General features: G+C 72.4%; 38 protein-coding genes. 36 read left to right on the top strand and 2 right to left on the bottom strand.

Going from position 1 to position 23479, the window contains the following annotated elements; genetic code table 11:
- The first annotated feature begins 24 nt into the window (after positions 1–24).
- The 21 genes from ACH4RG_RS23395 (at position 25) to ACH4RG_RS23295 (ending at position 9659) form a co-directional block, all read left to right on the top strand.
- Positions 25–294 carry a hypothetical protein gene (locus tag ACH4RG_RS23395; protein ID WP_398540169.1) on the top strand — a complete coding sequence of 90 codons (270 nt, stop codon included), beginning with the start codon at positions 25–27 and terminating at the stop codon, positions 292–294.
- Positions 291–785: a hypothetical protein gene (locus ACH4RG_RS23390; protein WP_398540168.1), complete on the top strand. Its 495-nt coding sequence runs from the start codon at positions 291–293 to the stop codon at positions 783–785. Before ACH4RG_RS23395 ends, ACH4RG_RS23390 begins: the two co-directional genes overlap by 4 nt.
- The gene (locus ACH4RG_RS23385) at positions 782–1273 is read left to right on the top strand and encodes a DUF6011 domain-containing protein (protein WP_398540167.1); all 492 of its coding nucleotides are present in this window, start codon (positions 782–784) and stop codon (positions 1271–1273) included. The genes ACH4RG_RS23390 and ACH4RG_RS23385 overlap by 4 nt, the downstream gene beginning before the upstream one ends.
- Complete coding sequence (locus ACH4RG_RS23380) at positions 1270–1500, top strand: hypothetical protein (RefSeq protein WP_398540166.1); 231 nt, start codon at positions 1270–1272, stop codon at positions 1498–1500. Before ACH4RG_RS23385 ends, ACH4RG_RS23380 begins: the two co-directional genes overlap by 4 nt.
- A complete protein-coding gene (locus tag ACH4RG_RS23375) occupies positions 1497–1793 on the top strand; it encodes a hypothetical protein (RefSeq protein WP_398540165.1) in 297 nt (98 codons plus the stop codon). Before ACH4RG_RS23380 ends, ACH4RG_RS23375 begins: the two co-directional genes overlap by 4 nt.
- Before the next feature lie 35 nt (positions 1794–1828).
- A complete protein-coding gene (locus ACH4RG_RS23370) occupies positions 1829–2203 on the top strand; it encodes a hypothetical protein (RefSeq protein ID WP_398540164.1) in 375 nt (124 codons plus the stop codon).
- Complete coding sequence (locus ACH4RG_RS23365; protein WP_398540163.1) at positions 2200–2439, top strand: hypothetical protein; 240 nt, start codon at positions 2200–2202, stop codon at positions 2437–2439. The genes ACH4RG_RS23370 and ACH4RG_RS23365 overlap by 4 nt, the downstream gene beginning before the upstream one ends.
- Positions 2436–2642 (top strand): hypothetical protein, encoded by a 207-nt coding sequence (locus tag ACH4RG_RS23360; RefSeq protein WP_398540162.1) that lies wholly within the window; start codon positions 2436–2438, stop codon positions 2640–2642. Before ACH4RG_RS23365 ends, ACH4RG_RS23360 begins: the two co-directional genes overlap by 4 nt.
- Before the next feature lie 88 nt (positions 2643–2730).
- Positions 2731–3183 carry a hypothetical protein gene (locus ACH4RG_RS23355; RefSeq protein WP_398540161.1) on the top strand — a complete coding sequence of 151 codons (453 nt, stop codon included), beginning with the start codon at positions 2731–2733 and terminating at the stop codon, positions 3181–3183.
- Complete coding sequence (locus tag ACH4RG_RS23350; RefSeq protein ID WP_398540160.1) at positions 3180–3539, top strand: hypothetical protein; 360 nt, start codon at positions 3180–3182, stop codon at positions 3537–3539. Before ACH4RG_RS23355 ends, ACH4RG_RS23350 begins: the two co-directional genes overlap by 4 nt.
- Positions 3536–3721, top strand: coding sequence for a hypothetical protein (locus ACH4RG_RS23345; protein ID WP_398540159.1), 186 nt, complete (start codon positions 3536–3538; stop codon positions 3719–3721). Before ACH4RG_RS23350 ends, ACH4RG_RS23345 begins: the two co-directional genes overlap by 4 nt.
- An 11-nt stretch (positions 3722–3732) precedes the next feature.
- A complete protein-coding gene (locus ACH4RG_RS23340) occupies positions 3733–4401 on the top strand; it encodes a hypothetical protein (RefSeq protein ID WP_398540158.1) in 669 nt (222 codons plus the stop codon).
- 81 nt (positions 4402–4482) lie between these two features.
- Positions 4483–5148, top strand: a complete 666-nt coding sequence (locus ACH4RG_RS23335; RefSeq protein ID WP_398540157.1) for a hypothetical protein — start codon at positions 4483–4485, stop codon at positions 5146–5148.
- Complete coding sequence (locus tag ACH4RG_RS23330) at positions 5145–5705, top strand: hypothetical protein (protein WP_398540156.1); 561 nt, start codon at positions 5145–5147, stop codon at positions 5703–5705. Before ACH4RG_RS23335 ends, ACH4RG_RS23330 begins: the two co-directional genes overlap by 4 nt.
- A complete protein-coding gene (locus ACH4RG_RS23325) occupies positions 5702–5998 on the top strand; it encodes a hypothetical protein (RefSeq protein WP_398540155.1) in 297 nt (98 codons plus the stop codon). The genes ACH4RG_RS23330 and ACH4RG_RS23325 overlap by 4 nt, the downstream gene beginning before the upstream one ends.
- Entirely contained in the window at positions 5988–6344 is a 357-nt protein-coding gene (locus tag ACH4RG_RS23320; protein ID WP_398540154.1) for a hypothetical protein, read from the top strand. Before ACH4RG_RS23325 ends, ACH4RG_RS23320 begins: the two co-directional genes overlap by 11 nt.
- A 13-nt stretch (positions 6345–6357) precedes the next feature.
- Positions 6358–6948: a hypothetical protein gene (locus ACH4RG_RS23315; RefSeq protein WP_398540153.1), complete on the top strand. Its 591-nt coding sequence runs from the start codon at positions 6358–6360 to the stop codon at positions 6946–6948.
- A 173-nt stretch (positions 6949–7121) separates the two neighbouring features.
- Entirely contained in the window at positions 7122–7598 is a 477-nt protein-coding gene (locus ACH4RG_RS23310; protein WP_398540152.1) for a hypothetical protein, read from the top strand.
- Between the two features lies 1 nt (position 7599).
- Positions 7600–7809, top strand: coding sequence for a hypothetical protein (locus tag ACH4RG_RS23305; protein WP_398540151.1), 210 nt, complete (start codon positions 7600–7602; stop codon positions 7807–7809).
- A gap of 63 nt (positions 7810–7872) precedes the next feature.
- Positions 7873–8319: a hypothetical protein gene (locus ACH4RG_RS23300; RefSeq protein WP_398540150.1), complete on the top strand. Its 447-nt coding sequence runs from the start codon at positions 7873–7875 to the stop codon at positions 8317–8319.
- Between the two features lie 488 nt (positions 8320–8807).
- Positions 8808–9659 carry a hypothetical protein gene (locus tag ACH4RG_RS23295; RefSeq protein WP_398540149.1) on the top strand — a complete coding sequence of 284 codons (852 nt, stop codon included), beginning with the start codon at positions 8808–8810 and terminating at the stop codon, positions 9657–9659.
- 178 nt (positions 9660–9837) lie between these two features.
- On the opposite strand, the gene ACH4RG_RS23290 is transcribed toward ACH4RG_RS23295, so the two are convergent.
- Entirely contained in the window at positions 9838–10140 is a 303-nt protein-coding gene (locus ACH4RG_RS23290) for a hypothetical protein (protein WP_398540148.1), read from the bottom strand.
- A gap of 165 nt (positions 10141–10305) precedes the next feature.
- Here ACH4RG_RS23290 and ACH4RG_RS23285 point away from each other — a divergent pair, with 165 nt between their 5' ends.
- The 11 genes from ACH4RG_RS23285 (at position 10306) to ACH4RG_RS23235 (ending at position 16485) form a co-directional block, all read left to right on the top strand.
- Positions 10306–10719, top strand: coding sequence for a hypothetical protein (locus tag ACH4RG_RS23285; protein WP_398540147.1), 414 nt, complete (start codon positions 10306–10308; stop codon positions 10717–10719).
- Positions 10719–10853 (top strand): hypothetical protein, encoded by a 135-nt coding sequence (locus tag ACH4RG_RS23280; RefSeq protein ID WP_398540146.1) that lies wholly within the window; start codon positions 10719–10721, stop codon positions 10851–10853. Before ACH4RG_RS23285 ends, ACH4RG_RS23280 begins: the two co-directional genes overlap by 1 nt.
- A 79-nt stretch (positions 10854–10932) precedes the next feature.
- On the top strand, positions 10933–11124 hold the full coding sequence (locus tag ACH4RG_RS23275; RefSeq protein ID WP_398540145.1) for a hypothetical protein: 192 nt from the start codon (positions 10933–10935) through the stop codon (positions 11122–11124).
- Positions 11121–11306 carry a hypothetical protein gene (locus ACH4RG_RS23270; protein WP_398540144.1) on the top strand — a complete coding sequence of 62 codons (186 nt, stop codon included), beginning with the start codon at positions 11121–11123 and terminating at the stop codon, positions 11304–11306. Before ACH4RG_RS23275 ends, ACH4RG_RS23270 begins: the two co-directional genes overlap by 4 nt.
- Before the next feature lie 81 nt (positions 11307–11387).
- Entirely contained in the window at positions 11388–12512 is a 1125-nt protein-coding gene (locus tag ACH4RG_RS23265; RefSeq protein ID WP_398540143.1) for a hypothetical protein, read from the top strand.
- Positions 12509–13180: a nuclease-related domain-containing protein gene (locus ACH4RG_RS23260; protein WP_398540142.1), complete on the top strand. Its 672-nt coding sequence runs from the start codon at positions 12509–12511 to the stop codon at positions 13178–13180. Before ACH4RG_RS23265 ends, ACH4RG_RS23260 begins: the two co-directional genes overlap by 4 nt.
- On the top strand, positions 13177–14172 hold the full coding sequence (locus ACH4RG_RS23255; RefSeq protein WP_398540141.1) for a hypothetical protein: 996 nt from the start codon (positions 13177–13179) through the stop codon (positions 14170–14172). Before ACH4RG_RS23260 ends, ACH4RG_RS23255 begins: the two co-directional genes overlap by 4 nt.
- On the top strand, positions 14169–14672 hold the full coding sequence (locus ACH4RG_RS23250) for a hypothetical protein (protein ID WP_398540140.1): 504 nt from the start codon (positions 14169–14171) through the stop codon (positions 14670–14672). The genes ACH4RG_RS23255 and ACH4RG_RS23250 overlap by 4 nt, the downstream gene beginning before the upstream one ends.
- Positions 14669–15910, top strand: a complete 1242-nt coding sequence (locus ACH4RG_RS23245; RefSeq protein ID WP_398540139.1) for a hypothetical protein — start codon at positions 14669–14671, stop codon at positions 15908–15910. Before ACH4RG_RS23250 ends, ACH4RG_RS23245 begins: the two co-directional genes overlap by 4 nt.
- Positions 15911–16011: 101 nt before the next feature.
- Positions 16012–16254, top strand: coding sequence for a hypothetical protein (locus ACH4RG_RS23240; RefSeq protein WP_398540138.1), 243 nt, complete (start codon positions 16012–16014; stop codon positions 16252–16254).
- Between the two features lie 96 nt (positions 16255–16350).
- The gene (locus ACH4RG_RS23235) at positions 16351–16485 is read left to right on the top strand and encodes a hypothetical protein (protein WP_398540137.1); all 135 of its coding nucleotides are present in this window, start codon (positions 16351–16353) and stop codon (positions 16483–16485) included.
- Between the two features lie 5 nt (positions 16486–16490).
- Here the strand turns inward: ACH4RG_RS23235 and ACH4RG_RS23230 are convergent, their stop codons facing one another.
- On the bottom strand, positions 16491–16787 hold the full coding sequence (locus ACH4RG_RS23230) for a hypothetical protein (RefSeq protein WP_398540136.1): 297 nt from the start codon (positions 16785–16787) through the stop codon (positions 16491–16493).
- A gap of 179 nt (positions 16788–16966) precedes the next feature.
- Between ACH4RG_RS23230 and ACH4RG_RS23225 the strand changes: the two genes are divergently transcribed.
- The 4 genes from ACH4RG_RS23225 to ACH4RG_RS23210 all read left to right on the top strand — a co-directional run bounded on the left by ACH4RG_RS23225 (position 16967) and on the right by ACH4RG_RS23210 (position 23399).
- A complete protein-coding gene (locus ACH4RG_RS23225) occupies positions 16967–20038 on the top strand; it encodes a hypothetical protein (RefSeq protein WP_398540135.1) in 3072 nt (1023 codons plus the stop codon).
- Between the two features lie 195 nt (positions 20039–20233).
- Complete coding sequence (locus ACH4RG_RS23220) at positions 20234–20980, top strand: hypothetical protein (protein WP_398540134.1); 747 nt, start codon at positions 20234–20236, stop codon at positions 20978–20980.
- A gap of 89 nt (positions 20981–21069) precedes the next feature.
- On the top strand, positions 21070–21243 hold the full coding sequence (locus ACH4RG_RS23215) for a hypothetical protein (RefSeq protein WP_398540133.1): 174 nt from the start codon (positions 21070–21072) through the stop codon (positions 21241–21243).
- A gap of 65 nt (positions 21244–21308) precedes the next feature.
- The gene (locus ACH4RG_RS23210; RefSeq protein WP_398540132.1) at positions 21309–23399 is read left to right on the top strand and encodes an LPD29 domain-containing protein; all 2091 of its coding nucleotides are present in this window, start codon (positions 21309–21311) and stop codon (positions 23397–23399) included.
- Positions 23400–23479 lie beyond the last annotated feature (80 nt).

Here is a 23479-nt window from a genome sequence, read left to right as displayed (position 1 = left end):
CGCCCCCAACCCGAACGGAACACGATGACCGACCTGAACACCGAGCTCGACGACACCGAGGGGCTCCGCGCCTTCCTCCGCCTGTGCCTCAACCCCGGCCCCGGCCGCGAAGGGCGCAGCGTCGACGGCCTCGCCCAGCGGATGCCGTCCTTCCTCGCCGACAGCATCGATGTCCACGCCCCGCACATCGCCGCCCTCCGCAAGACCGCCCAGGACGCCCAGGAGGCGTACGTCACCGCACTCCAGGACTGGATCACCGCCGAGACCGCGACCGACGGCGAGGCCACCCGGTGAAGCGCCTCGACGACGACCAGCGGGCGACCGTCCGCGAGCACGCCTCGCTCGCCAGCATCCGGATCATGGTCCGCGCCGAGCGGAGGGAGCGCCTCAGGGTCGACGCCCGCCTGGCGTGGCTGGAGCGCCTCCAGGACCACCGCACCGACCAGCTCCTTGCCGGAACCTGGCCCGCCCCGGCCGACGACGACCAGGCCAACCCGGCCCCGGCGGCCCTGTGCCCGCAGAACCTCTACGGCGACAAGGCCGTCCCCCTGCCGCACCACTACCCGGCCGGCAGCGACCAGTGCGTGTTCTGCACCGGCCGGACGTACGCGTTCAACGCCGACTCCGTGAACCACACGACGAAGCACGCCCATGACCAGGGCCGCACCCTGTGCCGCCTCCGCTTCCGCACCAACCCGCCCATGACCGACGACTGGGCTTCGCGCCTCCCGCTCTGCGGCGGCTGCCGCGACGCCCTCACCACCGGTACGGAGGCCACCGGATGACCGACACCTGGCCCGACATGAGCCCCATCCCGGAGGGCTACTACGCCATCCCGGACCCGGACGACGCGACGACGATGACGTACTGGCGGCGCGCGATCACCCCCAAGGTCAGCGACCTCAAGCCGTGGCCCGCGAAGGCGTGGAACGGGCCGCCCGTCCCGCGCCGCGCCGACGTCCCCACGGACCGGCAGGAGCGCGACCGGTTCGCCGCGGCCTGGACGGAGAGCCGCCGCGTCTACATGACCAAGGTCATCGACGGTCTCCTGGCCGAGCTCGACGACGCACGCCGCCGCTTCTCGACCTTCACCATCCGCTGCTGGTCCTGCGGCCGGACGCTCCGCGACGAGACGTCGAAGGCGTACGGCATCGGGCCGGAGTGCCGTGCCGGCATGGACCCCGCAGCCCTGGGCCGCTTCTGCACGCCGGCAGTCGGACGCGCCCACGTCGCCCGCCTCGCTGTCACCCCGGCCGAGGACGGCCCCCGATGAGCCCCCGCACCCTCCCGCCCGGCAAGTACACCGCCACCCCGTGCCGTTCCTGCCGGAACCCCAAGCCCTCCTACCTGTACCTGTGCCCTCCCTGCTGGAGAGCCCTGCCGCAGGCAGCCCGCCGCGCACTCGACAAGCGCGACGGGAAGGCCCTCGCCCGCCTCCGCGAGCTCCACGCCCACATCGACAGCGAGCAGCCGCTCGAAGACCTGGAGATCACGCCGTGACGCCCAAGCTCCCCCTGCACATCTCGGCCGTGCATTTCTTCGGTTTCGGAATTGTGGCCGGATTCTTCGTGAACAGTGCCAGCCTCCTCGTCACCGGCAGCCTCCCGTCCCCGAGCGCCGCGTACATCGGCGCCCAGGCCGTCACGCTCGCCAGCTGCGTGGCCTTCGTCGTGCACGAGCGGAAGCGCCGCGCCGCCCTCGAAGCCCAGTACCAGGCGCCCGCCCTGGGGGAGGGCATCGACACCCCGCACCACCCCCCGGCCGACCCGGCCGACGATCCCGCCAACTCCTGATCCTCGCCCACCCGTTGACCGACCTGGAGACCCTCATGACCGAAGAGACCTGGACCAGCCGGCAGGAGATCGCCGAAGCCCTCGAAGCCGCCGGATGGAAGGGCGACCCGGGCAACGAACTCGGTGTCCTCCGCCACCCCTCCGGCGCGGTGTGGGCCGTCCTCAACAACTCCGGTGACTGCGGAGTCGACTGCCCCAACGGGGCCGTCATCGACCTCCCCTCTGGCACCGAGGACGCCGTGATCATCGCTACCGCCCTCGCCGCTTCCGGCCAGTCCAACCCGGCCCACGTCGCGGAGCTGGAGGAGCGCGCCGACTGGCTCAGCTGGCTGGAAGCCGCCGGTCTGGACAACTGGCCCGGTACCGACGTCGCCCGCGACCTCCGCAACGCAGCCCAGGCCGCCGGGTGAGCGCCCACCCGCAGGACCTCGAAGTTGAGGCGCACACCGCGGTCATCGTGCTGCTCCTCGCCGAGGTCACCACCTCCCAGGAGCGGAACGCGCTCAAGCGCCTGGCGCTCCGTGCCGGCCTGATGTGGCGCTGCCACCCCTGCCGCACCGACCTGTACCTCACCGCCGACACCTGCACCTGCGGCGCCCACCGCCCCGCCCACCTCATCTCGCCCCGAAGGAGCTCCACCCCATGAGCAGCTACGAAGTCCCCGCCCTGACCCGCGCGGAGGTCGCCGCCGCCCGGGACGCCGAGCCGAGCCCGGCCGACTGCCCGACCTGCCCCTACCCGGTGCCCCACTGGCCCGCCCAGTCCGGATGCACCTCGTCGTTCCGTCGCGACGGCGACGGCGTCGAGCGCCTGTTCCGCGTGCACTGCACCTGTGGCCTCTGCTGGTAGCACGCCGACGGCCGACCACCCCCCCGCTGGACCCGGGGGGGCGGTCGGCCCCGGCCACCATCCCACTCACCCACCCGAAGGGCACACCGTGACCACCAGCCCGATCGGCGCCGTCCTCCAGGCCGTCGCCCAAGCACTCCGCGGCGACCGCACCGAGGGCCTCCGCCTGCTCCAGCCCGTTGTCGACGCAGGCCCCGCCTCGACGTACGCGATGCTCTGCCTCCTGGCCGACATCGCCGCACGGCCGGCACGCCGAGAGCACGGCCCCACCGCCCCGCTGGGACCCGAAGTCGGGGACCCCGGTGAGGGGCTCTCCGTCGACGACCTCCCCCCGGCCCGACGCTTCGCCGCACAGTTCGTCGCCGCCCACGCGAACGGCGACACCGCCACCGCGGTCGCCCTGTTCTGGGCGGTCGCCGACTACGCCAACAGCAACCGCACCGGGGACCTCGCCGAAGCCATCGGGAAAGTCTTCGACATGGCGATCACCGCCGCCGCCCAGCCCACCATCCCCGCCGCATCAGGGGACGGGCCGGCATGACCCGCGCCCGCATCCTCGTCGTCGTGGCGTACGCCCTCGCGTACACCGCGGCGGTCGCCGTAGCCACCGAGGCCCACACGAACGGCCACCCCCTGTACGCGGTCGCCCTCGTTGCCACCGCGGCCGGGCTGCTCCTCGCCATACGCCGCGAACACCGGAACGCCGCCGACCTCATCCGTACCGCCGCCGCCTACCGCCACCACCAGCTCCCGCCCACCTCCGGCCAGGCCGCGCTCGTCGAGTACCAGACCGCCGTACCGCCCGACTGCACCTGCGAGACCTGGTGGACCTCCCTGGGCGCCAGGCATGCCACCCGCTGCCCCGCCTGCCCGACTGCCCGGAGGGACGCCACGTGAACGCACTCCGGCAGCTCCCCGACGACTGCCGCTGCTACGCCGTGCGCCACAACGACGGCAGCCCCCTCATTCCCATCCCCAACCCGGCCTGCCGGCATCACGGCCGGATCTTCCGCCCGCCCCCGCCCGCGACCGTCACCTCGATCCGCCGCCCCGCACCCACCGACCGAACACCCCACTGAAAGGCACCCTCATGACTACAGACGACGTAACTCAGCCGGAACTCACCAAGTGGCCGCGGCTGCTGGTCGCAGGCAGCCCGGTCACCCCGGAACAGGCCGACGAGATCCTCGTCCGCACGGCGAACCTGTACCTCCTCGACGGCAACGACAAGGAATGGACGCACCTCGTCTACCGCGCCCTGGGCCTCGCCCCGGGCAGGTACGCCAACGCCACGACCGAGAGCATCCAGGCCGTCACCGAGGAGCTCGACGTCCTCCCGCTCACCTGGCTCTACACGTCCCGCATCGCGTCAAGCTGGATCGGCGGCCCCCACGGCTGGTGCGACTGGGACGGCTGTATCGGCGCCTCGACGTACAACATCGGGAAATGGCCCGAGCACGAATCCGTGCTCGCCGACTGGTCGACGATCGCCGAAGCCTTCCCCTTCCTCGACCTCACCGCGCAGCTCCTCGCCGACGAAGGCGAAGGCGCGACCGTCGCCCAGTGGCGGGTCCGCGAAGGCCGCGCCACCGAGGAGCAGCCGGGCGACCTCGTCGCCACCACCGAGCAGCTCAGCCCGGGGGCGTTCCTCTCCCGCTTCTTCATGCCGGGAGGAGAGCGCGGCGTCACCGAGGAGCGGCTCACTGCCGCTATCGAACGCGTGCGCAAGGCCCGCGCCGACCTCGCCCGGACCGTCTAACATCCCCTCCCTCCCGGCCCGGGGCGGCACCGCAGCGCCCCGGCCCGGGAGGACCAGCGCACCGACCCGAAGGAACACTGCATGTCCCTCCCCGACACCAGCGACCTCCCCGCCCCGGCCGAGCTGCTCCCCCCGTACTCCGGCACCGACGCCCTGTGCGCCATGTGCTCCCACACCAGCGCCTCCACCTACTTCCGCGCCGAACGCCACCGCGTGATGAGGGAGTTCAACGGCATCATCGGCCGGCACGCCACGCTCACCTCCCGCCTGGAGCGCCAGTGTGAACGCTGCGACTACCAGTGGGACGAGGCACTCAACCCGCCCACCGAGACCGAACCCGTCCGGGCCGCCGACGTCGCCGACCTCGTCCAAGCCTTCGGCATCGCGTGCCAGGGATACGCCGTCGACCTGCACCCCCAGCTCGCCGAGCACATGGCCGGCATCCTCCTGGAGCTGCTGATCGTCGACGTCCGCACCGACCACCCCGCATGGACGGCCACCGTCCCCGCCCGACCGCTCCTCGCCATCCCGGCCGACGTCGACCTCCTCACCGACCCGGCGCACACCGCTACCGTCCCGATCTTCGTCGACGCACCCGAGCGCCGCCCCCATCCCGCCCCAGAGGCCCGCCCCGCCCCGATCGGCCCCGTCACCCCGGCCCCGCTCCACGACAAGCCACAGACCCTCGCAGCCGCCCCGGCCGGACCCACCGGCTTCGCCGCACCCAACACCGGAGACGACGCATGATCCAGCCGACCGCCGTCACGCTGGACGCCCTCCGCATCACCCCCACCGGAGGCGGTGAACCGCTGCTCCTCACCCCGTTCCCCGTCAGTCTCGGGCTGCAAGGGCGCCTCTCCGAAGACGGGTTCACGGTGGAGCGGTACGACCTGACGCTGTCCGTCAGCGTCGCACCCGAGCACGTCGGCCACGACACGCTGAGCGAGGCCCTCGTACCCCTGGTGCGCCCGCTGCGCGAGATCGCCGAGGGCGGCCCGTTCCAGATCGAAACGTGGACAGCCGTCCCGGAACCCGTCCAGGAAGCGACGGCCGTGCCCAGCTGGTTGAAGACGACCCTTCGGTACGTCGACCAGGTCGACACCGAGACCCTCGACGTCGCCCTGGTCCAGCCGGACGACTCCGACATGACCGACGCCACGGAGCCGTACGCCCGGGTGACGTTCCTCCGCGCGATCGTCCGCCCAGGCGAAGAAGCCGACTCCCGCCTCTTCTACCGGATGCAGTTCGGTGCCGACGACCTCGCACCCCCGCCCGTGCCGGCCCCTGCTGGAGCTGACGCATGACCATCCCCGGACGCACCCCGGACGCGTCCGGACAGCGCCCGGACGCCGACGGCGGACACGTCCGGACGCCGTTCATCGTCGGCGAGACCGTCGACTGCGGCCCCCTGTCGACCAGCACGGACACCGCCCGGACGCGTCCGGACACCGACGTCCCGGATACGTCCGGAGGCGTCCGCGTCGAGCACCGGGCGACCGTCCCCAGCCACCTCATGGGTGCAGCGTTCGCCGAAGCCCTCGACCTCATCGCCCGCGAGACCCGCATCCCCCTGGAGGAGCAGACCGATGACACCTGAGCAGGCATCCGACCGCGCCGCCCTGTTGCTCGCGCAGCGTCTCGTCCGCACCCGCGACCTCACCCCCGACGAGGCCATGCTCGCCGTACTCCAGCGCCGCCGCGGCGAGACCGGCCCCCACACCCACCTCGTCACCGAGGAGGCAGCCGCCATCGTCGAAGAAGTCGCGGCCCCGATCAGGGCCTTCGCCGCCGCCATGGTCCCCGCAGTCGAAGCAGCCTGTACCGCCGTCCGCGAACTGCTCCGCTCCATGCAAAGCCAGCCAGCACACCAGCCGGCCAAGAACCGGAGCGACCGCCCGGCGTGGGCCACCCCGTACGGCCCACCACCCCGCCGCACACGCTGACCCCAAGGACCCCATGACCACGATCGAGCACAGCGCCCCGGCCATCACCCCGGTCACCGCCGTCCGCATCACCCCCACCTACCCGGACGGCACCCCCGACCACCGCCGCGCCACTACGCGCCGCTTCGAGACCCCCGCCGCCCTCGCGTACGTCCACCGCACCGACCCGCCGCCGATCACCGAACCCCTCCAGTACGACCGCACCCTCCCGCCGCTCCTCGCCCTCCTGGCTCTCGACGACCACCCGGAGACCGACACCCTTCGCGCCGTCGACCGCGAGATCTGGTGGCACGGCGCCATCACCATCACGGTGGAGCTGTGGTCGGAACCGGCCGGCACGGACTACCTGCTGATCCCGCGCTGGCGGCGGATCGACTCCAGCGACGACCCGCGCGTCGAGCTCCCCCACCACCGCACCCACACCGTCGGCGAAGCGCTCCGCGCCGAGCAGCCGCTGGACTGGCCGCGCCTCGACCCGACACAGGCCGCGTACGCCGTCCAGGCCGGGGTGTCGATGCTCCTCACCTCCGACACCCCGCCGCCCCCGGACACCGTCCGGACGCCGCCCGGACACGTCCACGGACGAGCCACCGCACACCCCTGACCAGCACGGACAGCATCCGGACACAGCCACGGCCCCTCTCTCCGCTCACGGAGAGAGGGGCCGCCGCTCTGCTGCTGTCAACTGTGACGACGGTCACAACTCCACTGTGCCGACGGAACGGAAGAAGCCGTCCCGCCCGGCAAAGCTGAAACCCCACCACGAAGGAGCAGCACGTGAACACCACAACCCCGGCGACCCGGTTCGCCGCCGCCTACGCAGCTCTCACCGCCGCCCACGAGGTCGGCGACTACATCATCCAGCAGGACACCGACGCCGCACAGAAGGGTGACCCCGGCCGCGCAGGAGCAGCCGCCTGCCTCCGCCACGTCACCACCTATACGGCCACCCAGGCCGCCGCCCTCTGGGCCACGAACCGATGGCTGGGTCTCGGGCTGACCTGGCGCCGCGCCGCTGCCGGCCTCGCCGTCTCCGCCGTCACCCACTACGCTGCCGACCGCTGCGCCGGGCACTGGACCGACACCACCGACGACGCCCCCCTCCTCGTCCGCGCCGCCCACACGGCGGGCAAGGGCACGTGGCTCACCCGCGACCCGGCAGCCGGAGCCCTCATTGACCAGGCGTGGCACAAGGGATGGATCGTTCTCGCCGCAGCCGTCGCCGCCGGACACCACCGACCGAAGGACCACTGACATGGGCTGGGGCTCAGCAGGCATCAAGATCTTCGACCCCGTCGCCACCGCGCTCATCAAGGCCGACGCCCCCGACCGCGAGACCGTTCTCATCGGCATCATCAGCGCCCTCCAGGCGGAGGACTGGGACACCGAACTCGACTCGCTCGACCGCTTCCTCACCGACCCCCCGACGGTCCGCGCCTTCGCCCACCACGGCATCACCCCGTAGCCCATCCCGAGACGCAACGGGCGACACCCCGCGGAACGCCCTCAGCCCACCAGACTGGGAACCATGACCGCCGCACCGCTCATCCGCGTGATCAGCTTCGGCTACGGACACACCGGCCTCCTCGACGACGACGGCCACAACGTCCTCGAACCGCCGACCGCCGACGTGACCCTCGACCTCCGCCGCGTCCTGTACAACCCGCACCAGGACCCGGCCATGCGACACCTCACCGGCCTCGACGACACGGTCCACGCCCACGTCCTGGCCACTCCTGGCGCCCGAATCCTCGCCCTCAACACGGCCATGGCGGCCCACACCCTCATGCACCAGGCGCACCCGCCCGTGGTCACCGTGGCCGCAGGATGCGCAGGCGGCCGGCACCGCGCCGTCTCAATGGCCCGCGCCGTCCTCGACTTCCTCACCGACATGTCCGCCGGAGGCGGATACCGCACGGAACTCGTCCACCGCGACGCCCACCGCCCCGTCCTCCCGAGCAGCGCACACCGCTGACCACCCGGACGCCATCCGGACACACGAAGGCCCCCGCGGCGAACCGCGAGGGCCTTCACCTCCGCTTACGCGGAGAACAGCATCAGGGGCACAGACTCTCGGCCCATCCCCGCCTGCGCGGGGAGCACGTCGTGGACGTCGGTTCCGCCTGCGGATACTGCGGGACACCCCCGCTCGCGCGGGGAGCACTTCCTCACCAGGACCATAGCGGCCCCCCTGGCGCCGCGCGGCCGGTTCAGCGAAACTCGCCGCGACCTCCTGCCGGCTCAGGCCCCCAGCCCCACCCACACATCCGGGCCGCCGCCCCGCCACTCGGCCATCGGAGACCGCGCGACCTAGACCTCGTTCACGCCCTCCAGCCCGGCCCGACGCATCCGGACGCCATCCGGACGAGGAGAGCACAGTCGGCGACTGTCACCAACCGCCACATCGCCATCACCCCGAGTTGCCTGCGCTACGCGCTACGCGCTACGTGTAGCGTGTAGCGCATGACATCTCTAGACGTCGAGCGCTGGGACGAGGACTACGAGCCCGCCGCTGGCCTCCACATCACCTACAAGACCGGCACACTCACCACGACTGTGGGTGCCGATCAGTGGCTCCAACAGCCCGGCTACACCATTCACCTCCGCGAGGGGGACGTCATCCTCGCCAAGACCGAGCTGCTGGGCAGCCCCCGGGATGCCCGCGACACCGCCGACGAGATCTCGCTCGACACCTCACCGGACCACGCATGGATCCCGACCCTGCGCACCCTGTCGAACGCCCTACGCGCCGACCACCGCGCGGACGCCTTCGCCCGCACCCTCAACCCGATGCTGGTCTGGCGCTACGGAGACGTCGACCCCGACAGCAAGTACACGTCCCACGACGAGACCGACCGGTTCCAACAGGACGCCGCCCGCAGTGCCAAGGCCGTACTCATCCGGCACGTCCCCGCAGACCTCCAGGCCGAACTGCCCCTGATCGACGCCACACAGACGCACGTCGGATGCCTGCGGACACGCGCGGCCGAACTGCGCGCCACCGCCGTACGAGAGATGCCCAACCCGGCCACAACCCCCCGCCCCCAGCGCTGGATCGCTGACTACACCCGCCTGGAGGCCCAGGACATCAAGGACCTGGACCCCGTCCACCCGCTCCGCCCCTGGCTCGCAGACCTCCCCCACCGCCTACTGCAGGGCTGGAGGGAACTACCCCCGGACGAGAAGAGCGCCATTGGCACCGACCGCCGCAACGCACTGGTGAAGTGGGCCCGGGAATGGGACCTCCCCAAGACCGTCACCTCCAGGGCGTCCGGCATCGCGCGCACCACGATCGACCGAATCCTCAAACCCTGACACGACCCGCCCCCTGGGGGCGCCGGGCCAGGGGGGGGCAGCCCGCGCCCCTGCCCGGCCCGGACATCATCCGGACGCGACGACGGCCCCCTCTGATGAGGGGGCCGTTCTGGCGTGCACCATCGCCACAGCTCACGCTACTGCCGGCACCAGCACGCGACCGCCGGACACGCAGCTCTCATTCATCGGCAGGTTTTTTCCGGGGCTTCGTTCCCCAGGCGCTGCCGTGTCCGCGCTCGATGTTCTGCACCGCCCCGAGTGACAGCTTGAGCCGGGCAGCGATCTGCCGGTACGGCACCTTCTCCGCGCGCATCGCGTCGATCGCCTGCTTCTGGTAGTCGCGCAACGTGCCGGCACGCTCCTTGTAGTCAGCCAGCACCTCGCTGCTCGCGACCGCCCGTTCGACCAGGTCCTCGATCTCCGCAATCCGCTGCAAGGCGTCGATCACTTCGCCCGCCTCTCTCGTGACGTCTTCCGCCATCCCCGTCCTTCCTTAGGGCGGGTCTACTTGCCAGAGTGTATGCCATGGCATACATTCGGCAGTGGAGGCCACCCAGGTCTCTACGCCTACAAGTCGGCCCCCGGTCGGGGCCTCAGAAACGCCGACCGGGGGCCGCGCCAAGCCTGCTATCGACAGGAATGACGCATGACGCAGCTTACTGATCTGAAACCCGCCACCCACGACGATGTCGCGGTTCTCCTCGCTGTGGCGGACCACTTCACCATCACCCACCCCACCGCACCCCTTGAGCACCACTCGCTGCTCATCGCGTTCGGTGCGGAGGCGTACAAGCTCCACAACCGCAGCACGACCGCCGGAGCCGACAAGCTCGCGAAGGCCGCTCTGGCCCTGGCCCCGGCCCGGACCACCGACGTGACGCGCGGCGAGTACGCGCTCCTCCTCCGCCATGTCGCCGCCGAGGCCGGGCACGACTGGCCCGACGGCGACGATGATCGCGCCATCCCTCGGATCACTGGCATCCCCGGTCCGCGCACCGAGCCGACCCCGGTCGCCGTCCCCCGCCCGCGCCCGGAGCAGGTCCAGGGCGGTGCCGCCTGATGAGCGAGCAGAAGAAGGCCGCCGCCGCGTACAAGGCCGGGTCCGCCCAGCGCGACCCGCAGGCCGTCCGCGACGCCAACGCCAACGCCAAGGTCAGCGGCAACCAGTCCGCCGGCAGGGGTGGTTCCAAGTGACCGACTCCAAGCGCGACGAGATGCACAAGAAGCTCGCCGAGACCAACAAGCGGTCGAGCAACGGCGGAGGTGCTGGCAAGTGAGCGGCAAGCACCCGTACCCGCACACCTGGGTCGAGGACGGCGTCGAGCGCCAGGTCCAGATCCACATGTCCTCGGTCGGCCACGAGGCGGTATGGGACGCCCGGTCACCGGGCGACCCGACGCCGTGGCAGAGCCTCGACCGCGAAGGTGTGCGGTTCACCGACGAGCAGATCGTGAGCCGCGGATGAGCGCCTTCAGCTGGCTCAGCGGCCGGGACGACGCAGCCCTCGCCAAGAGGGACTACCCCGGCCGCCAGTCGGCCACTGACCGGGCCGCCGCCCTCCGGGTGGCCAACCACCTGAGGCGCGTCAACCGCGACGGCGACGCGGCCGGGACCGAACCCCGCCGACGACTGTTCGGCAGGAACTAACCCGCACCGCACGGGCCGGACCCTTCCCCTCCTGGGGGCGGGTCCGGCCTGTACGTGCGTGACACCCAGAGAGGCAACCCGATGGACGACCCCACCCCGCAGCACCGCATCCCCGGCGTCCGGTACACCACCGAGACCCGCTACCGGGCCGTCACGGCCGACGTGTTCGGCGAAGAGACGACCGAGTACGAGCCGTACACCGTGGACGTCCCGGTCCCGCCCCGGGACTGGGACATGGTTTTGTTCCGGTTCGTCCTCAGTGTCGCGCTCATGGCGACCATCGTCGCCATTGTCTGGTCCACCGCAGCGATCGGCAGTCTCCTCGAAAAGATCGCCACCCCGGGCATCGCGTACGCCGCGGCGTCCACGTTCGAGCTGCTGTGGATCCTGTCCCTCGCTGCTGAGCGGCTGCTGCGGCGGACCCCGGACCGGGTCCGGCGTGCCCGTATCGCGGGCTGGGTCGGGCTCCTCATCGTCACCGGGGCCGTCATCGTCCACGGCGTCAACGAGGACCAGGTCGCTGCCGGCATCCTCGGCGGAGTCGTGTCCTTCCTGGCCAAGGGCGCGTGGTGGGTCGTCTTCAGCGTCAAGCAGGTCCGCCTCCGGCCGCGGCTGGAGCAGTGGCTCGCACGCAGGGTCGAGGAGACCGCGGCGGAGGAGTACGTCCTCGACGCACGGCAGCAGCTCGGCGGACGCGCCGCCTACAACGCGGCCATCTACGGCGCCGCTGAGGCGCAGACCGCCCGCGCGGCGGTCGTCGCAGCCCGCGACATCGAGCCGCCCGCCCAGGCCGTCACAGCGGCCCCCGCCGCCCCGGCCGTCGCCCCGGCTGCTCCGCCCGCCCACATCCCGCAGCCGGTCGCCCAGGCCGCTCCGCCCGCCTATGTCGCACCGCCGGTCGCTCCGGTCGCTCCTCCGGCACGGCCGGTCACCGCGACGCCCGTACCCGAAGCGCCAGTCCCGTCGGCCCCGCCCGTCGAGCCCACCCCGCAGCCCGAGCCCACCCCGACCCCTCAGCCGCAGGTCGTCTTCCCCATGGGCCCGTCGATCGCTGCGACCGTCCGCGACGCCCTTAACGAAGACGAAGACATCTCCGACGAGGACCTGGTCGCGAAGGTCGCAGCGGTCCACGGCGACCGCCCCAAGCTCGCCGAGACCGTCGCCACCTACCGCCGCAAAGAGATGAAGAAGCGAAAGGCATCATGACGACCCTCACGCTCGTCCTCGTCGCGGTCGCCGCTGCTGCCTGGTACGTCCAGCAGCAGCGGCGGCCCGGCGCGGGTGCCTCCGCCGCCGCCGAGGCCCGCCGCCTCCGCACCCCCCTGATCCGCCTCGCCGACCTGATGGGCATCCGGACCGCCGCCGGACAGCGCGCCCGCCGCTTCGCGACCGGGGCCATCGGGGAGAAGGCCACCGCGCGCCTCCTGCGGACCCTGGCCCGCCAGGGCTGGGTGATCCTCCACGACCTCCAGCTCCCCACCGGCCAGACCAACCTGGATCACCTGGCCATCGCACCGTCCGGCCGCGTCTTCCTCATCGACACCAAGCTGTGGACCGGCGACCACGACGTCCACCTCCGCGGGAGCCGCCTGTTCCACGGCAACCTCGACGTCGATGACCGGCTGGACGGCCTCCGGCGCGGAACCCGGACCGTCGCCAACCTCCTGCGGTGCCCGGTCCACCCCGTCGCAGCCATGCACCAGGCGCCCGTCCGCCGTGACGGCCTGTCGGTAGGGAACATCCGGATCGTGCCGGCCGACGCCCTCTGCGCACGCCTCCGCGCCATGTCCCGGCACGCGGACCACTTCAGTTCCCAGGCCGAGATCGCCGCCCGCGCGACCCGCCTCCTGCTCCCGTACGGGACGAGCCGATGACGGAGCTGCGCAGCACAGACGACGTCCTCGCGGACATGGACGCCCTCCTGGCGGAGATCCCCGAGCAGGCACCCGCCCCCGCGCCGGAGCCGACCACCCCCGAGCCGACCACTCCGCCACCGCCCCCCGCCCCCGCCCCGGCCCCCGAGCCCGAGACCGTCCAAACGCCGGAGGCCATGGCAGACGAGTGGGAGAAGATCACCAACCCCCGGCCGGAGTCCGACCGCACCCGCACAGTGCGCCGCGACGGGTGGGCCCCCCGGGATCTCCCGGAGTCCCTCCAGCCGGAACCCGCAGCCGCCTGGCCCCCGCTCGCCCCCACCGCGCCGACCGGCCCCGACCCGGCCGCGCCCACCGCCCCGACCATGCCCACCGGCTCCGCACCGGCCGCACCCACCCCGCCACCGCCGGCAGCCCGGCCGACCCCCATCGCCGTCACCAAGAACGACGACCAGGACGACGACCAGCCCGACCAGGACGGCGCGGCCCCGGCCGACGAGCAGCCTGCCAAGCCGTCCACCAGCACGCTGATCGCCACGACCGTCGGGGAGTGGCGCCTCCCTCCCAAGCTCGGCCACAGCGGGTGGCTCAGCGCCCTCGCGTACACCGGGGCCGCTGCCGGCATCGGCATCGGCACCGGCTTCACTCAGGGCACCTACGTCACACTCGACACCCTCCCGATCAGCACGGCCGCCGTCTCCGGTGTCGCCATCTCGGTCGGCCTGATCGGCCTGGCCATCCAGCGCTCCGCCAAGACGTTCATCCTCTTCGGCGCCGTCCTCGTCCTGGTCCTGATCCTCCAGTTCGTCAGCATCCCCGTCGGCACCGGCCTCCTCGCCACCCTCATCACCTGGGGCCTGGACCAGCGCGCCCGCACCATGCGACAGCCCGTCGCCCTCGCCGCCCGCAGCCTCTTCACCGCCGTGGCCCTCGCCACGTGCGCACTGACCTGGACGACAGTCGTCCCCCTGCTCACCGGAGCCACCCAGTGAACCCCGCAACCGCCATCAACGTCAGCACCCTGGCGATCATCGCCGTCCTCTTCGCCCTGCACACCAGGACCTTCATCAAGGGCGGGAAAGACCCCAAGGTCCTGCTGACCGGCATCGGCGGCATGATCGCCGGATCGTCCCTGGCCATGTCCGTCGGCGGCGCACTCGGCCTCGCCGCGACGTACATCGTCGGCAGCACCAACACGGCCGCAGCCGTCGCCCCGTGGGCCACCGGCACCAGCGACCGGACCCTCGCCTCCGGCTCCCCCCAGGGCCTCACGATGGAGGGCGGAATCATCGTCCTCGTCGTCTCCGTGATCGCGTGGGTCTCGATCCGCGAGGCCGGGAAGAAGGAGCGCCTCCGCCTCCTCGGCGGTCTGATCTCCGGCGCGGCCCTCACCTATACCGCCGGGTTCGGCGGCCTGGTGAACTCCACCCTCATCCCGATCTACAACGGCATCGGCGGCCAGCTGGTCAGCTTCGTGGAGAACCTGGCATGAACAAGACCGCCCTCCTCGACCGCGCCCACCACGGCCTCCACGCCGGCACCGCACGACTCCACCGCGGGCACCATGCCCTCATGGATGCCGTCGCCGCGTACAGGCCCCCCACGGGCCCGAAGTGCCCCCAGCCCGACAAGCCCGCCGGGCCCGACGACAAGCCCGACCAGGACGCCACCGAGACCGACACCACCGACCCCGACGAGGACGACGAGCAGCCCGCCAAGAAGACGGCGAAGAAGCCCGCGAAAAAGGGCACCAAGGGCAAGACCAAGAAGGGCGCGGCTGCCGACGACAAGAAGAAGCAGGAGGAGGACAAGGGCCCGCCGCTGCGCCCCGGCCCCCGCCGGGCCGCCCGCGCCATGAGTCGCTGGGTCGCTGCCGGCGAAGGCGCCGCGGACACCCTGCTCCGCATCGCGCTGCTGCTCCTCGCCGCCGGCATCCCGCTGTACTTCGCCGCGCCGGTCGTCGCCCAGCTCCCCCTCCCCGTCACCGTCCTCATTCCCGTCGCGGTTCTCCTGTACGACGTCGCCCCCCGCGTCAGTTTGCTGCTGGGAATGGGCCTGGCCGCCTTCACTGTCGATCCGTTCTGGACCACCGTCGGCGCGGTCCTCCTCCTCGGGACCGCCTTCGCCCCCACCCTGGCCCCCCTCCTGGCCCTGTCCCTCATCGCCTCCGCGACCCACCCCGCACTGATGTGGCCGGTCGCCCTCGTGTGGACCTTCGCCGCCTGGCGCGCGGGCGCCCTCCCCGAAGAGGCAGAGCAGGAGCAGCCGGAGACCCTCCCCGCGGACGCCGACGAGGAGCCGATGGAGGACACCCCGCTAGACCCCCACATCACCCTCATCTACTGGCTCAGCGACCTCACCCGAGGGGACACCGGGATCCACCTCAGCAAGCTCCACGAGATCCTCACCTCCACCCCCGGCCTGGAGACCCTCACCCGGCGCGAGATGAGGGCCTGGCTCGACCGCCACCAGATCCCCGTCGAGAGGACCATCCGCGCGGGTGGCGTCGAGGGCCGCTCAGGGGTCACCCGTAAGGCGATCGAGGGCCTGCTCTCAACCCCTCTTCACGCCCTTTCCCTGGCCCATCCCCTGGCCTACGCCCCGCGCCCGGAGAGCGGCCCGGAGAGTGGCACGGAGAGTGCCTCTGACCTGCGGAAATCTCCTTACTCTCCAGCGACGGAGAGCGGTCCGGAGAGTGGCCTGGAGAGGGGGAAAGAGAGGGTCGCCTGACCCCTTCCGGCGGGTCACCCCTTCGCCGGAAACCGCCACGCACCGCCCCCGCCCCCTGTAGACGTATCGGAGAGCTATGACCATCTGGGAGGGCACGACCCATGGCGACGTACAGCCACCAATGCGCGAAGTGCGAAACGGAGTCGCCGCGCAGCGAGGACTACCAGGACGCGTTAGACGCGCAGACGTACCACCGGGACCAGCTCCACGGCGGGCACGTCCCCCGCCAGGGCGACCGGATCATCACCCACCCCACCGGGTGGTCGGACGGCACCACGGGGGAGCGGTGGGCGATCGTCATCTCGTTCGTCGTCATCATCATCATCGTGGCCCGGATGCTCTGACCGGCACACAGCGAAGGCCCCCGCCACCGCGGGGGCCTTCGGCATGTCCGGCGGGTGTACGCTCCCCGCCCACAGTGCGCGGCGGAGGGTGGCGTCATGGCCGGTACGACAGCGTTGGTGCTCGTTCTGCTCGGCGGCTGCGCCTGCGTGATCGTCGCCCTGGTTGCGCGAGCGAAGGTCGACATGGCCCGCATCCGGGCCGGCATGGACCAGGAGACCGGGCGCCGCTGACCCGGTCAGCCTGCCGGCCCCTTCCGCTTGCCGACCCACTTGTCCGGCCTGATGGACCGCACGGTCGGCTTCCGCTTCCGGGGGACGTCGTACTCCCTCGCGATCTTGCGGACCGTCTCCTGCGTGTACGGGATCTTCTCGTGCTCCGCCACGTCCGCATTCGTCAGCTCAGGGTTCGTCCTGAGGTCGTTGGCGACTTCCTTGTGGACGGCCTTCGTCTGCTCCTTCACGAGATCCCTGAGCCTGTCGAGTTCTTCGAGCGCGGCGAGCAGGGCGCCGCTGGGGGTGTACTTCTCACTCATGCCCAGCAGTGTTGCACAACCAGACTTGGACAGGGGGCGCGACCCCCCGTATAGATCACCCCGACAGGCGCGACACCTTAGACACGCACGGTTGGCCAACTTGACTTGTCCAACATCGGTTGGATACGGTGGGGTCTTCAGTTGGGCACACCGCCCGGCAAGTGAGCGAGGGAGCTCCCATGGCCACGACGATCACCACCGCCGCCGCCCAGGTCGGCGAGGGCCGCACCCCCCACTACGTCCAGACCGACACCTTCCACAACAAGACGCTCTGCGCCCGGATCGTCAGCCGCGAGATCAGCGACCGCGACCTCGCCAAGCTCGGCGACTTCTGCAAGGCGTGCGTCAAGGCCCTCGCCGCCCTGACCGCTGCCGCCGAGACCGCCCCCGCCGTCGAGGCCCCGGCCCCCGTGGACGAGGAGACGCCGGCAGCGGCCCCGGCCGTCCACCGCTTCGACAGCACCGGCGAGGCGTACGACCAAACCCAGACCCGCGACGACATCCGTGACGGCGACGTCCTCGTGATCGAGTCGGAGAACGTCGTGGGCTTCCTCCGCTCCGCCTGGCCCGGCGCGATCACCACCGCGTACGGCAAGCTGCACACCTTCACCGCCCCCGCCCGCTCTATCGACCACGGCAAGTACGCCGCCAGCGTCGACCTGGCTGAGCAGCTCGCCCGGGAGATGGGTGCGGACGTCGACCCCCTCCACGCAGGCCCCGACCCTGACGGCGCGAACGTCGTGCCGGCCACTGAGGCCACCTTCGCCGAGGGTGACCGGGTGCTCTGCATCGACGGCCGCGTACGGACCGCGACCCACACGGAGATCAAGGACGGCGGGGCCGTGGTGTTCATGCGGGACCGCAGCGCCTGGCCCGTCAAGAGCAGCCAGCAGATCGAGACCGGCCGCGTCGACGAGACCGTTGCCGACGCCCACCGCGCCGCCGCCGCCCTCCGCGCCCAGCCCGACGCCCCGAACCCGGACGACGTCGCCCGGCTCGGTGCCGCCCTCCGCTACCTCCGCCAGGCCGACCCGGCCCGCCACGCGGCGCTGATCGAGAACGCCGAGCACATCACCGTCCAGGTCACCCGCGCCGAGCTCGCCCCGGGCGACATCATCAACGAACTGGGGCTTCCCCACACCGTCGTCGACGCCTGCCTGGCCCGCCTCGACAGCGACGCCCCCCGCTGGTGGGCGACCATCCTCGGCGCCACCAAGGAGGCCCGCGCATACTCCGGCCGCAAGCCGTGGGAGATCGCCCTCCGCCTCGACCTCGCGGCCACCTCGACGGAGACCGTCCAGCGCCCCCTGCCCGCCGCCCCCGACGCCCCGGCCATCGCCGACGCCCCGGCCATCGCCGACGCCCCGGCCGTCGAGACCGCCGACGATGAGGGCCCCGTCGACCCCACCCGGCCCGAGTTCGCCCCCTTCACCAGCGGCCCCGTCACGGACCCCGCCCGCTTCTACGCAGACGTTGAGACCCGCCTCGCCTACCCCGGCCACCGCGAAGACCGCATCACGATCCACCGTGCCGGCCACGCCGACGCCGTCCACTACATCGCCCTGCCCCACGTCGCGGGCCGCTCCGCCTCCACCGTCCTCGGTGCCGTCTGCTGGGAGATCGTCGACGGCCTGGAGTACATCGCCGGTCTCAACCTGGAGCGCGGCCAGGTCCGCCCCACCGAGCCGACCACCACGGCGGAAGCCGCCGAGATCCGCGAAGCGATCTTCAGCCGGACCATCGGGCGCGCCGTCGCCCTCGCCGACCACACCGGCGCCCGGATCTTCCGGGACGTCATGCCGGAGGACGGCAGCCCGTACCCGATCGGCTGGACGTACCGCACGACCGGCTACGGGGACAGCGCCCAGTACGGATGGATGACGGCCAAGGGCCGGGGCACCGACCGCGTCGGCGTCGCCACCCGCGAGGAGGCGGAAGCCATCGTCCGCGACTGGCACGCCACCGGCATGGACGCCCCCACCGACACCACCCTCGTCGACGTCTTCACCGACCTGCCCGTCAGCGAGCTCGGCTCGGTATACGTCGCCCTCCACAAGGCCAGCGAGCGCCACGACGGCCCCGTGCAGACCGCCATGGAGGCACAGGACGCCGTCGCCGCCGCCTTCCCGACCGCCGACAAGTTCGAGCAGGTCACCACCGAGGACGGCGCCCTGGGCTACACGTTCCAGGTCGGCAAGCTCCACGGTGCCCGTTACGGGTGGGTGACCCGGTACGGGACGTACGGCAAGAGCCTGGAGCGCCGCCGCTCCGCCGCCCGCGACATGCTCCCCGCCCAGGTCGCCGACGCCCAGCGCGCCAACGGCGTCGACGCCCCCACCCCCGCCGCCACGTACGAGCCGACCCCGGCCCCCGAAGGCACCTGCGTCCACGGCCTCACGGAGCAGAAGGGCGACGAGACCGGCCCCGCCGCCGTCTGCGCGGCCAAGGAGTCCGCCGCCACCGTTGGTGTCTTCTCCGACGAGGGCTGCGTCACCACCCGTGACTGCGCCGTCCAGGCCGCTGAGATCGTCCACCAGCTCAACGCGGACGACGACGAGGCCCCGACGTACCGGTGGGCCGTGCTCTGCCCGGAGCACGAGGAGCAGCCCGCGATCGGCTGCGAGGAGTGCGCCACCGCCGAGGACGGCGACGAGCCTGACGACCAGGACGACGCGCCGGAAGCCGACGCGGCTGTGCCGGCACCGTTCGCCGCAGGTGACCGGATCGTCTGTGCCGACGGAGTCGCCCGCACCGTCACGGGCATGGCGCCCGCGGAGACCGGCGAGCCTGCCCGGGTCGTCGACGAGGACGGCGCGGAGTGGATCGCCGCGAACTGCCTGCCCGCCAACCCGCGCAACGTCGGCGAGGCCCTCGCCGCCAGCTCCACCGTCGCCGCCCGCGTCGCCAGGGCGGACACGGAGAGCCCGGAGTGGCAGGAGGCCCTGACCGAGCTCGGCCGCCTGCACGAGTACCTCAAGGCCACTGACCCCATCAGCCGGGCCGCCCTCGTCCAGGGCGAGGCGGAGGCCGCCGCCCGCGCCGTGCACGCCGACGCCCACACCTTCATGCCGATCCAGCCGAGCGACGCCCCGGCCGCCCCCGTCGCCTGGTCGTTCCGCGCCGGACACGGCGCGGCGGCCCGGTACGGGGTCGTGACCGTCGCGTGCAAGGTGTCCCCGATCGGGCTGTACGAGTACCGCACGACGGCTGAGCGTGCGTTCCTGTACAGCGACATGCCGGCCAGCCGCTGACCCGCCCACCCCGGACGCCCCCGCCTCCATACGAGGTGGGGGCGTCGGTGCGTGCCGGCAGGGGTGTCCATGCAGGTCACAGGGTGCGGCGCGACATGCAACACGTGTTGGGCAACTTGACTTGCACAATCGAGGTTGGATAACTTCTCTGTATCAGGACGGGCGACGGGCCCGGACCGGATGGAGGGAACCGCCATGAACGTCACCAAGGTCGCCGCCCGCACGATGGCAGCCCTCGTCGAGGCCGAGACCGCGCTCACCGCGGCCCGCCGCGAAGAGGCCCGCACCGCCGGTATCGCGACCCGCGCCGCCGCCCGCGCCAAGGCGGCCCGCACCGAAGCCGCCTCCGCCCGTCGGGAGCTCGCCAAGGTCGAGCGGACCGGCGGCAAGGTCGGCCCCGTCGCCCGCAAGGCGCACAACCGCATCGTCAAGGCGGACGCCCTGACCGCCACCGCCCGCGACGCCAAGGCCACCGCGACCGCCGCCCGCCGCGCCGCCCGGTCCGCCGCCCGCCGCGCCGACCGGATCGCCCTCCGCGCCGCCGCCGCCGCCACCCGCACCGTCGCGAAGATCGCCGCCCGCATGGGCGAGACCTCGCTGACCTCCACCCCGGCCGAGGACCGCACCCTGCCCGCCGACCAGCTGCCGGCAGTCGAGGAGATCGAGACCCACGGCGCGCGGTACGACGACCTCGACCAGCAGGTCAAGGAGCTGTCCAAGATCGCCGACGCCGAAAAGTCCTGGCTGCGTCAGCTGCCGGTCGGGATCTACGGCGGTGTCGTGATCACCCGCACCCCCGGTCGCTCGATCCTCGACGGCGACCAGGTCGCCCTGGACTACATCGCGCAGGGCCTCGTCCCGCCCCGCAAGGCGTCCCGCAAGACCTTCAAGGTCGACGCCACCGCCCTCCGGGCCCCGGCCGCCCTCCCGGCCGCCGCCTAACCTCTCCGCCCCCCCACGGGGGCCGGGCACCCGGCGGTGCCCGCCCCCGGCCCTCCTCTCGCTCCGCCCCCACCGGAAGGACCACCGCCATGCAGCTCACCGACCTCCACGGCATCTCCGCCCTCCGCATCACGGACGGGCAGGAGCCCGAGCTCCTCCGCTACTCCACCGCCGCCGACGCCGAGCAGCTCACCGAGCTCCTCGCGGAGTACCGCGCCGCCTACGCCGACCAGGACGACATCCGGATCGACGTCACCCGCTGACCCGCACCCACCCGGCCCGGCCGGCACGACCGGCCGGGCCCCCACCCCACCCAGAAAGGCGCACCATGCTGCCCACCATCCCGACCCGCTACGTCTCCGCCGAGCTCAAGCGCCAGCTCACCGCCGAGTTCCCCGGCGTGAAGTTCTCAGTCCGCAGCGACGTCGCCTCGCTCTCCATCCGCTGGACCGACGGACCGAGCACCGAGGCCGTCGACGCCATCGCCAACACGATGAAGGGAAGCCACTGGAACGGCGAGGACATCGGCTACACCCAGACCGGCAACACCGTCACCGTCACCATCAACGGCGAGCGCGTGACCGGTGACCCGCTCGTCGACCACGTCAGCACCGAGTGCGAGCTGTCCGACGAGGTCCGCGCGGAGGCCACCGCCCTGTGGTCCGCCGCCCACGATGGCGCCGCACCCGCCGGCATGTCCGCCGCCTTCGCCTGTGGTGACCGCGTCATCCGTGAGCACTGGGGATCCACCCAGGTCCTTGAGATCGCGAACAAGATCGTCCTGCCCGCCCGGTGGGCCGCCCACCTCAAGGCGCAGAAGGCGACCTCGGCCGCGAAGGCGACCGCCCCCGCCCGGAAGAGGGCGGCGCCCACCGCTCCCAAGCCCGCCCAGGCGGCCCCCGCCACCACCCCGGCCCCGACGGACCGGCGGCCCATCGTCATCGCGCACAGCCCGGAGCGAGGCATCTACGTCACCGGCACCCGCCGCAGCGACGGGACCGCGGGCATCATGCGCGGCGAAGGCTTCGGCTGGAAGACCGTCCGGCCGCGGTACTGGTTCCTCCCCGGCACCGAGGGAGCCGACCACGCCGACCGCGTCGACGAGGTGCGCGCGGCACTCGAGAACGCCGGCATGACCTTCGGCACCGTCCCGGCCCCGGCCGCCCCCGCCGCCCCGGCCGTCGAGGAGCCCGCCACCGCCCTCGTGGCGCCCGCCCCGGCCCCCGCGCCCGCCGTCCCCGCCCCGGCCCCCCAGCGGCGCACCAGCCCGCGCCGCTCCGCCGAAGAAGCGGCGGTCCTCGCCAAGGTCGGCGAGTACATCAAGGACGGGCCCGGCATCGGCGTCCACACCGCCGCAGCAGCAACCGCCGCAGTCGGCCAGGTCATCCGCTCCGGCGCGATGCGCGAGGACCACCTGACCAGCGCCCTGCCGGCAGTGACCGCCGCCATCACCGCGACCGCCGTCCAGGACATGCGCCGCCAGGGACTCACCCACGAGCAGATCAAGCAACGCCTGGAGCGCCAGCGCGCGGAGGCACAGCACGCCCGGAACCTCGGCCGGGTCGCCGTCGCGAACGCCATGCTCGCCGCCCATGCCGGCATCGTCGCCGACGAGGAAGCCCAAGCCGCCCGCGAGGTGACCGCCCGCCCCACCCCGGAGCTGGAGCCCGCCACGCCCCGCCGCCTGGCCCTCGTCGCCGCACCACCCGCCGCGGACGAGAAGGAGTTCCACTACTGCGGCGCTGACCTGGGGCGTACGTCGTTCCCCTTCACCTGCTCGCTGGAGATCGGCCACGACGGCCCGTGCGACCCCGGCCCGGCCACCGCACCGGCCACCCCGGCCGTGCCGGCCGGACGCCCCGGCATGGACGCAGGCGCCCACCGCATCGTGAACACGGGCGACAGCGTCGAGGGAGGTACGGCGTTCGCCTTCCGCTGCCTCGACTGCGAGCAGCGGGCGACCCTCGCCGACTTCCCCGCCCTGCCCTGCACCGACGGCGCGGAGTCGGCGCACTACCTGAACAGGGCTCACCGGCTCCTCGACGACGTCACGTTCCGCGACGCGACCCGCTTCGAGCTCGTCGACGAACTCGGCCACTTCGGCGACGACACCGCCCCCGACCGCGCCGCCGACCTGAACAGGGAGCAGGCGGAGATCCGCCTCGCCTACCTGCTGCGGAAGGGCGCCACGCACACCTGGTGCCGCGGTGAGCTCCGGCTCCGCCTGGACGGCCGGGCCGCAGGGACCGTCAGGCCTGCCCCGGACGCCCCGGCCCCGGTGGCGACCGGCATGACGTACCGCAAGGTCCACGTGCCGGCATTCATCGCCCAGGGCTGGGAGGGCGACCCCGGAGCGGCGTGGCGTGCGGGCGTCGACGCGGCCCTTGCGCACCCCGCGACGGGGGCGCACACCCTCTGACCAGGGACGCGACACTCCGGCCGGGCTTGTGCAAGTTGACTTGTGCAAGCTTGGTTGGTTAGCGTCTCCATCGAAAGGTC

Origin of the sequence: Streptomyces sp. NPDC021019 (assembly GCF_044333295.1) — a bacterium.
GTDB lineage: Bacteria > Actinomycetota > Actinomycetes > Streptomycetales > Streptomycetaceae > Streptomyces.
Note: the sequence above shows the minus strand (reverse complement) of the source record. Positions and strands in the feature narration are given on the sequence as shown.

Excerpts from the sequence above, each read along its gene's own strand:
- ACH4RG_RS23340 (WP_398540158.1), top strand. The coding sequence starts at position 3,733 with ATGACTACAGACGACGTAACTCAGCCGGAACTCACCAAGTGGCCGCGG.
- ACH4RG_RS23370 (WP_398540164.1), top strand. The coding sequence starts at position 1,829 with ATGACCGAAGAGACCTGGACCAGCCGGCAGGAGATCGCCGAAGCCCTC.
- ACH4RG_RS23280 (WP_398540146.1), top strand. The coding sequence starts at position 10,719 with ATGAGCGAGCAGAAGAAGGCCGCCGCCGCGTACAAGGCCGGGTCCGCC.
- ACH4RG_RS23325 (WP_398540155.1), top strand. The coding sequence starts at position 5,702 with ATGACCATCCCCGGACGCACCCCGGACGCGTCCGGACAGCGCCCGGAC.
- ACH4RG_RS23385 (WP_398540167.1), top strand. The coding sequence starts at position 782 with ATGACCGACACCTGGCCCGACATGAGCCCCATCCCGGAGGGCTACTAC.
- ACH4RG_RS23260 (WP_398540142.1), top strand. The coding sequence starts at position 12,509 with ATGACGACCCTCACGCTCGTCCTCGTCGCGGTCGCCGCTGCTGCCTGG.
- ACH4RG_RS23295 (WP_398540149.1), top strand. The coding sequence starts at position 8,808 with ATGACATCTCTAGACGTCGAGCGCTGGGACGAGGACTACGAGCCCGCC.
- ACH4RG_RS23300 (WP_398540150.1), top strand. The coding sequence starts at position 7,873 with ATGACCGCCGCACCGCTCATCCGCGTGATCAGCTTCGGCTACGGACAC.
- ACH4RG_RS23215 (WP_398540133.1), top strand. The coding sequence starts at position 21,070 with ATGCAGCTCACCGACCTCCACGGCATCTCCGCCCTCCGCATCACGGAC.
- ACH4RG_RS23210 (WP_398540132.1), top strand. The coding sequence starts at position 21,309 with ATGCTGCCCACCATCCCGACCCGCTACGTCTCCGCCGAGCTCAAGCGC.
- ACH4RG_RS23235 (WP_398540137.1), top strand. The coding sequence starts at position 16,351 with ATGGCCGGTACGACAGCGTTGGTGCTCGTTCTGCTCGGCGGCTGCGCC.
- ACH4RG_RS23225 (WP_398540135.1), top strand. The coding sequence starts at position 16,967 with ATGGCCACGACGATCACCACCGCCGCCGCCCAGGTCGGCGAGGGCCGC.
- ACH4RG_RS23360 (WP_398540162.1), top strand. The coding sequence starts at position 2,436 with ATGAGCAGCTACGAAGTCCCCGCCCTGACCCGCGCGGAGGTCGCCGCC.
- ACH4RG_RS23305 (WP_398540151.1), top strand. The coding sequence starts at position 7,600 with ATGGGCTGGGGCTCAGCAGGCATCAAGATCTTCGACCCCGTCGCCACC.
- ACH4RG_RS23270 (WP_398540144.1), top strand. The coding sequence starts at position 11,121 with ATGAGCGCCTTCAGCTGGCTCAGCGGCCGGGACGACGCAGCCCTCGCC.
- ACH4RG_RS23330 (WP_398540156.1), top strand. The coding sequence starts at position 5,145 with ATGATCCAGCCGACCGCCGTCACGCTGGACGCCCTCCGCATCACCCCC.
- ACH4RG_RS23350 (WP_398540160.1), top strand. The coding sequence starts at position 3,180 with ATGACCCGCGCCCGCATCCTCGTCGTCGTGGCGTACGCCCTCGCGTAC.
- ACH4RG_RS23335 (WP_398540157.1), top strand. The coding sequence starts at position 4,483 with ATGTCCCTCCCCGACACCAGCGACCTCCCCGCCCCGGCCGAGCTGCTC.
- ACH4RG_RS23315 (WP_398540153.1), top strand. The coding sequence starts at position 6,358 with ATGACCACGATCGAGCACAGCGCCCCGGCCATCACCCCGGTCACCGCC.
- ACH4RG_RS23220 (WP_398540134.1), top strand. The coding sequence starts at position 20,234 with ATGAACGTCACCAAGGTCGCCGCCCGCACGATGGCAGCCCTCGTCGAG.
- ACH4RG_RS23290 (WP_398540148.1), bottom strand. The coding sequence starts at position 10,140 with ATGGCGGAAGACGTCACGAGAGAGGCGGGCGAAGTGATCGACGCCTTG.
- ACH4RG_RS23245 (WP_398540139.1), top strand. The coding sequence starts at position 14,669 with ATGAACAAGACCGCCCTCCTCGACCGCGCCCACCACGGCCTCCACGCC.
- ACH4RG_RS23265 (WP_398540143.1), top strand. The coding sequence starts at position 11,388 with ATGGACGACCCCACCCCGCAGCACCGCATCCCCGGCGTCCGGTACACC.
- ACH4RG_RS23320 (WP_398540154.1), top strand. The coding sequence starts at position 5,988 with ATGACACCTGAGCAGGCATCCGACCGCGCCGCCCTGTTGCTCGCGCAG.
- ACH4RG_RS23395 (WP_398540169.1), top strand. The coding sequence starts at position 25 with ATGACCGACCTGAACACCGAGCTCGACGACACCGAGGGGCTCCGCGCC.
- ACH4RG_RS23380 (WP_398540166.1), top strand. The coding sequence starts at position 1,270 with ATGAGCCCCCGCACCCTCCCGCCCGGCAAGTACACCGCCACCCCGTGC.
- ACH4RG_RS23240 (WP_398540138.1), top strand. The coding sequence starts at position 16,012 with ATGGCGACGTACAGCCACCAATGCGCGAAGTGCGAAACGGAGTCGCCG.
- ACH4RG_RS23285 (WP_398540147.1), top strand. The coding sequence starts at position 10,306 with ATGACGCAGCTTACTGATCTGAAACCCGCCACCCACGACGATGTCGCG.
- ACH4RG_RS23255 (WP_398540141.1), top strand. The coding sequence starts at position 13,177 with ATGACGGAGCTGCGCAGCACAGACGACGTCCTCGCGGACATGGACGCC.
- ACH4RG_RS23230 (WP_398540136.1), bottom strand. The coding sequence starts at position 16,787 with ATGAGTGAGAAGTACACCCCCAGCGGCGCCCTGCTCGCCGCGCTCGAA.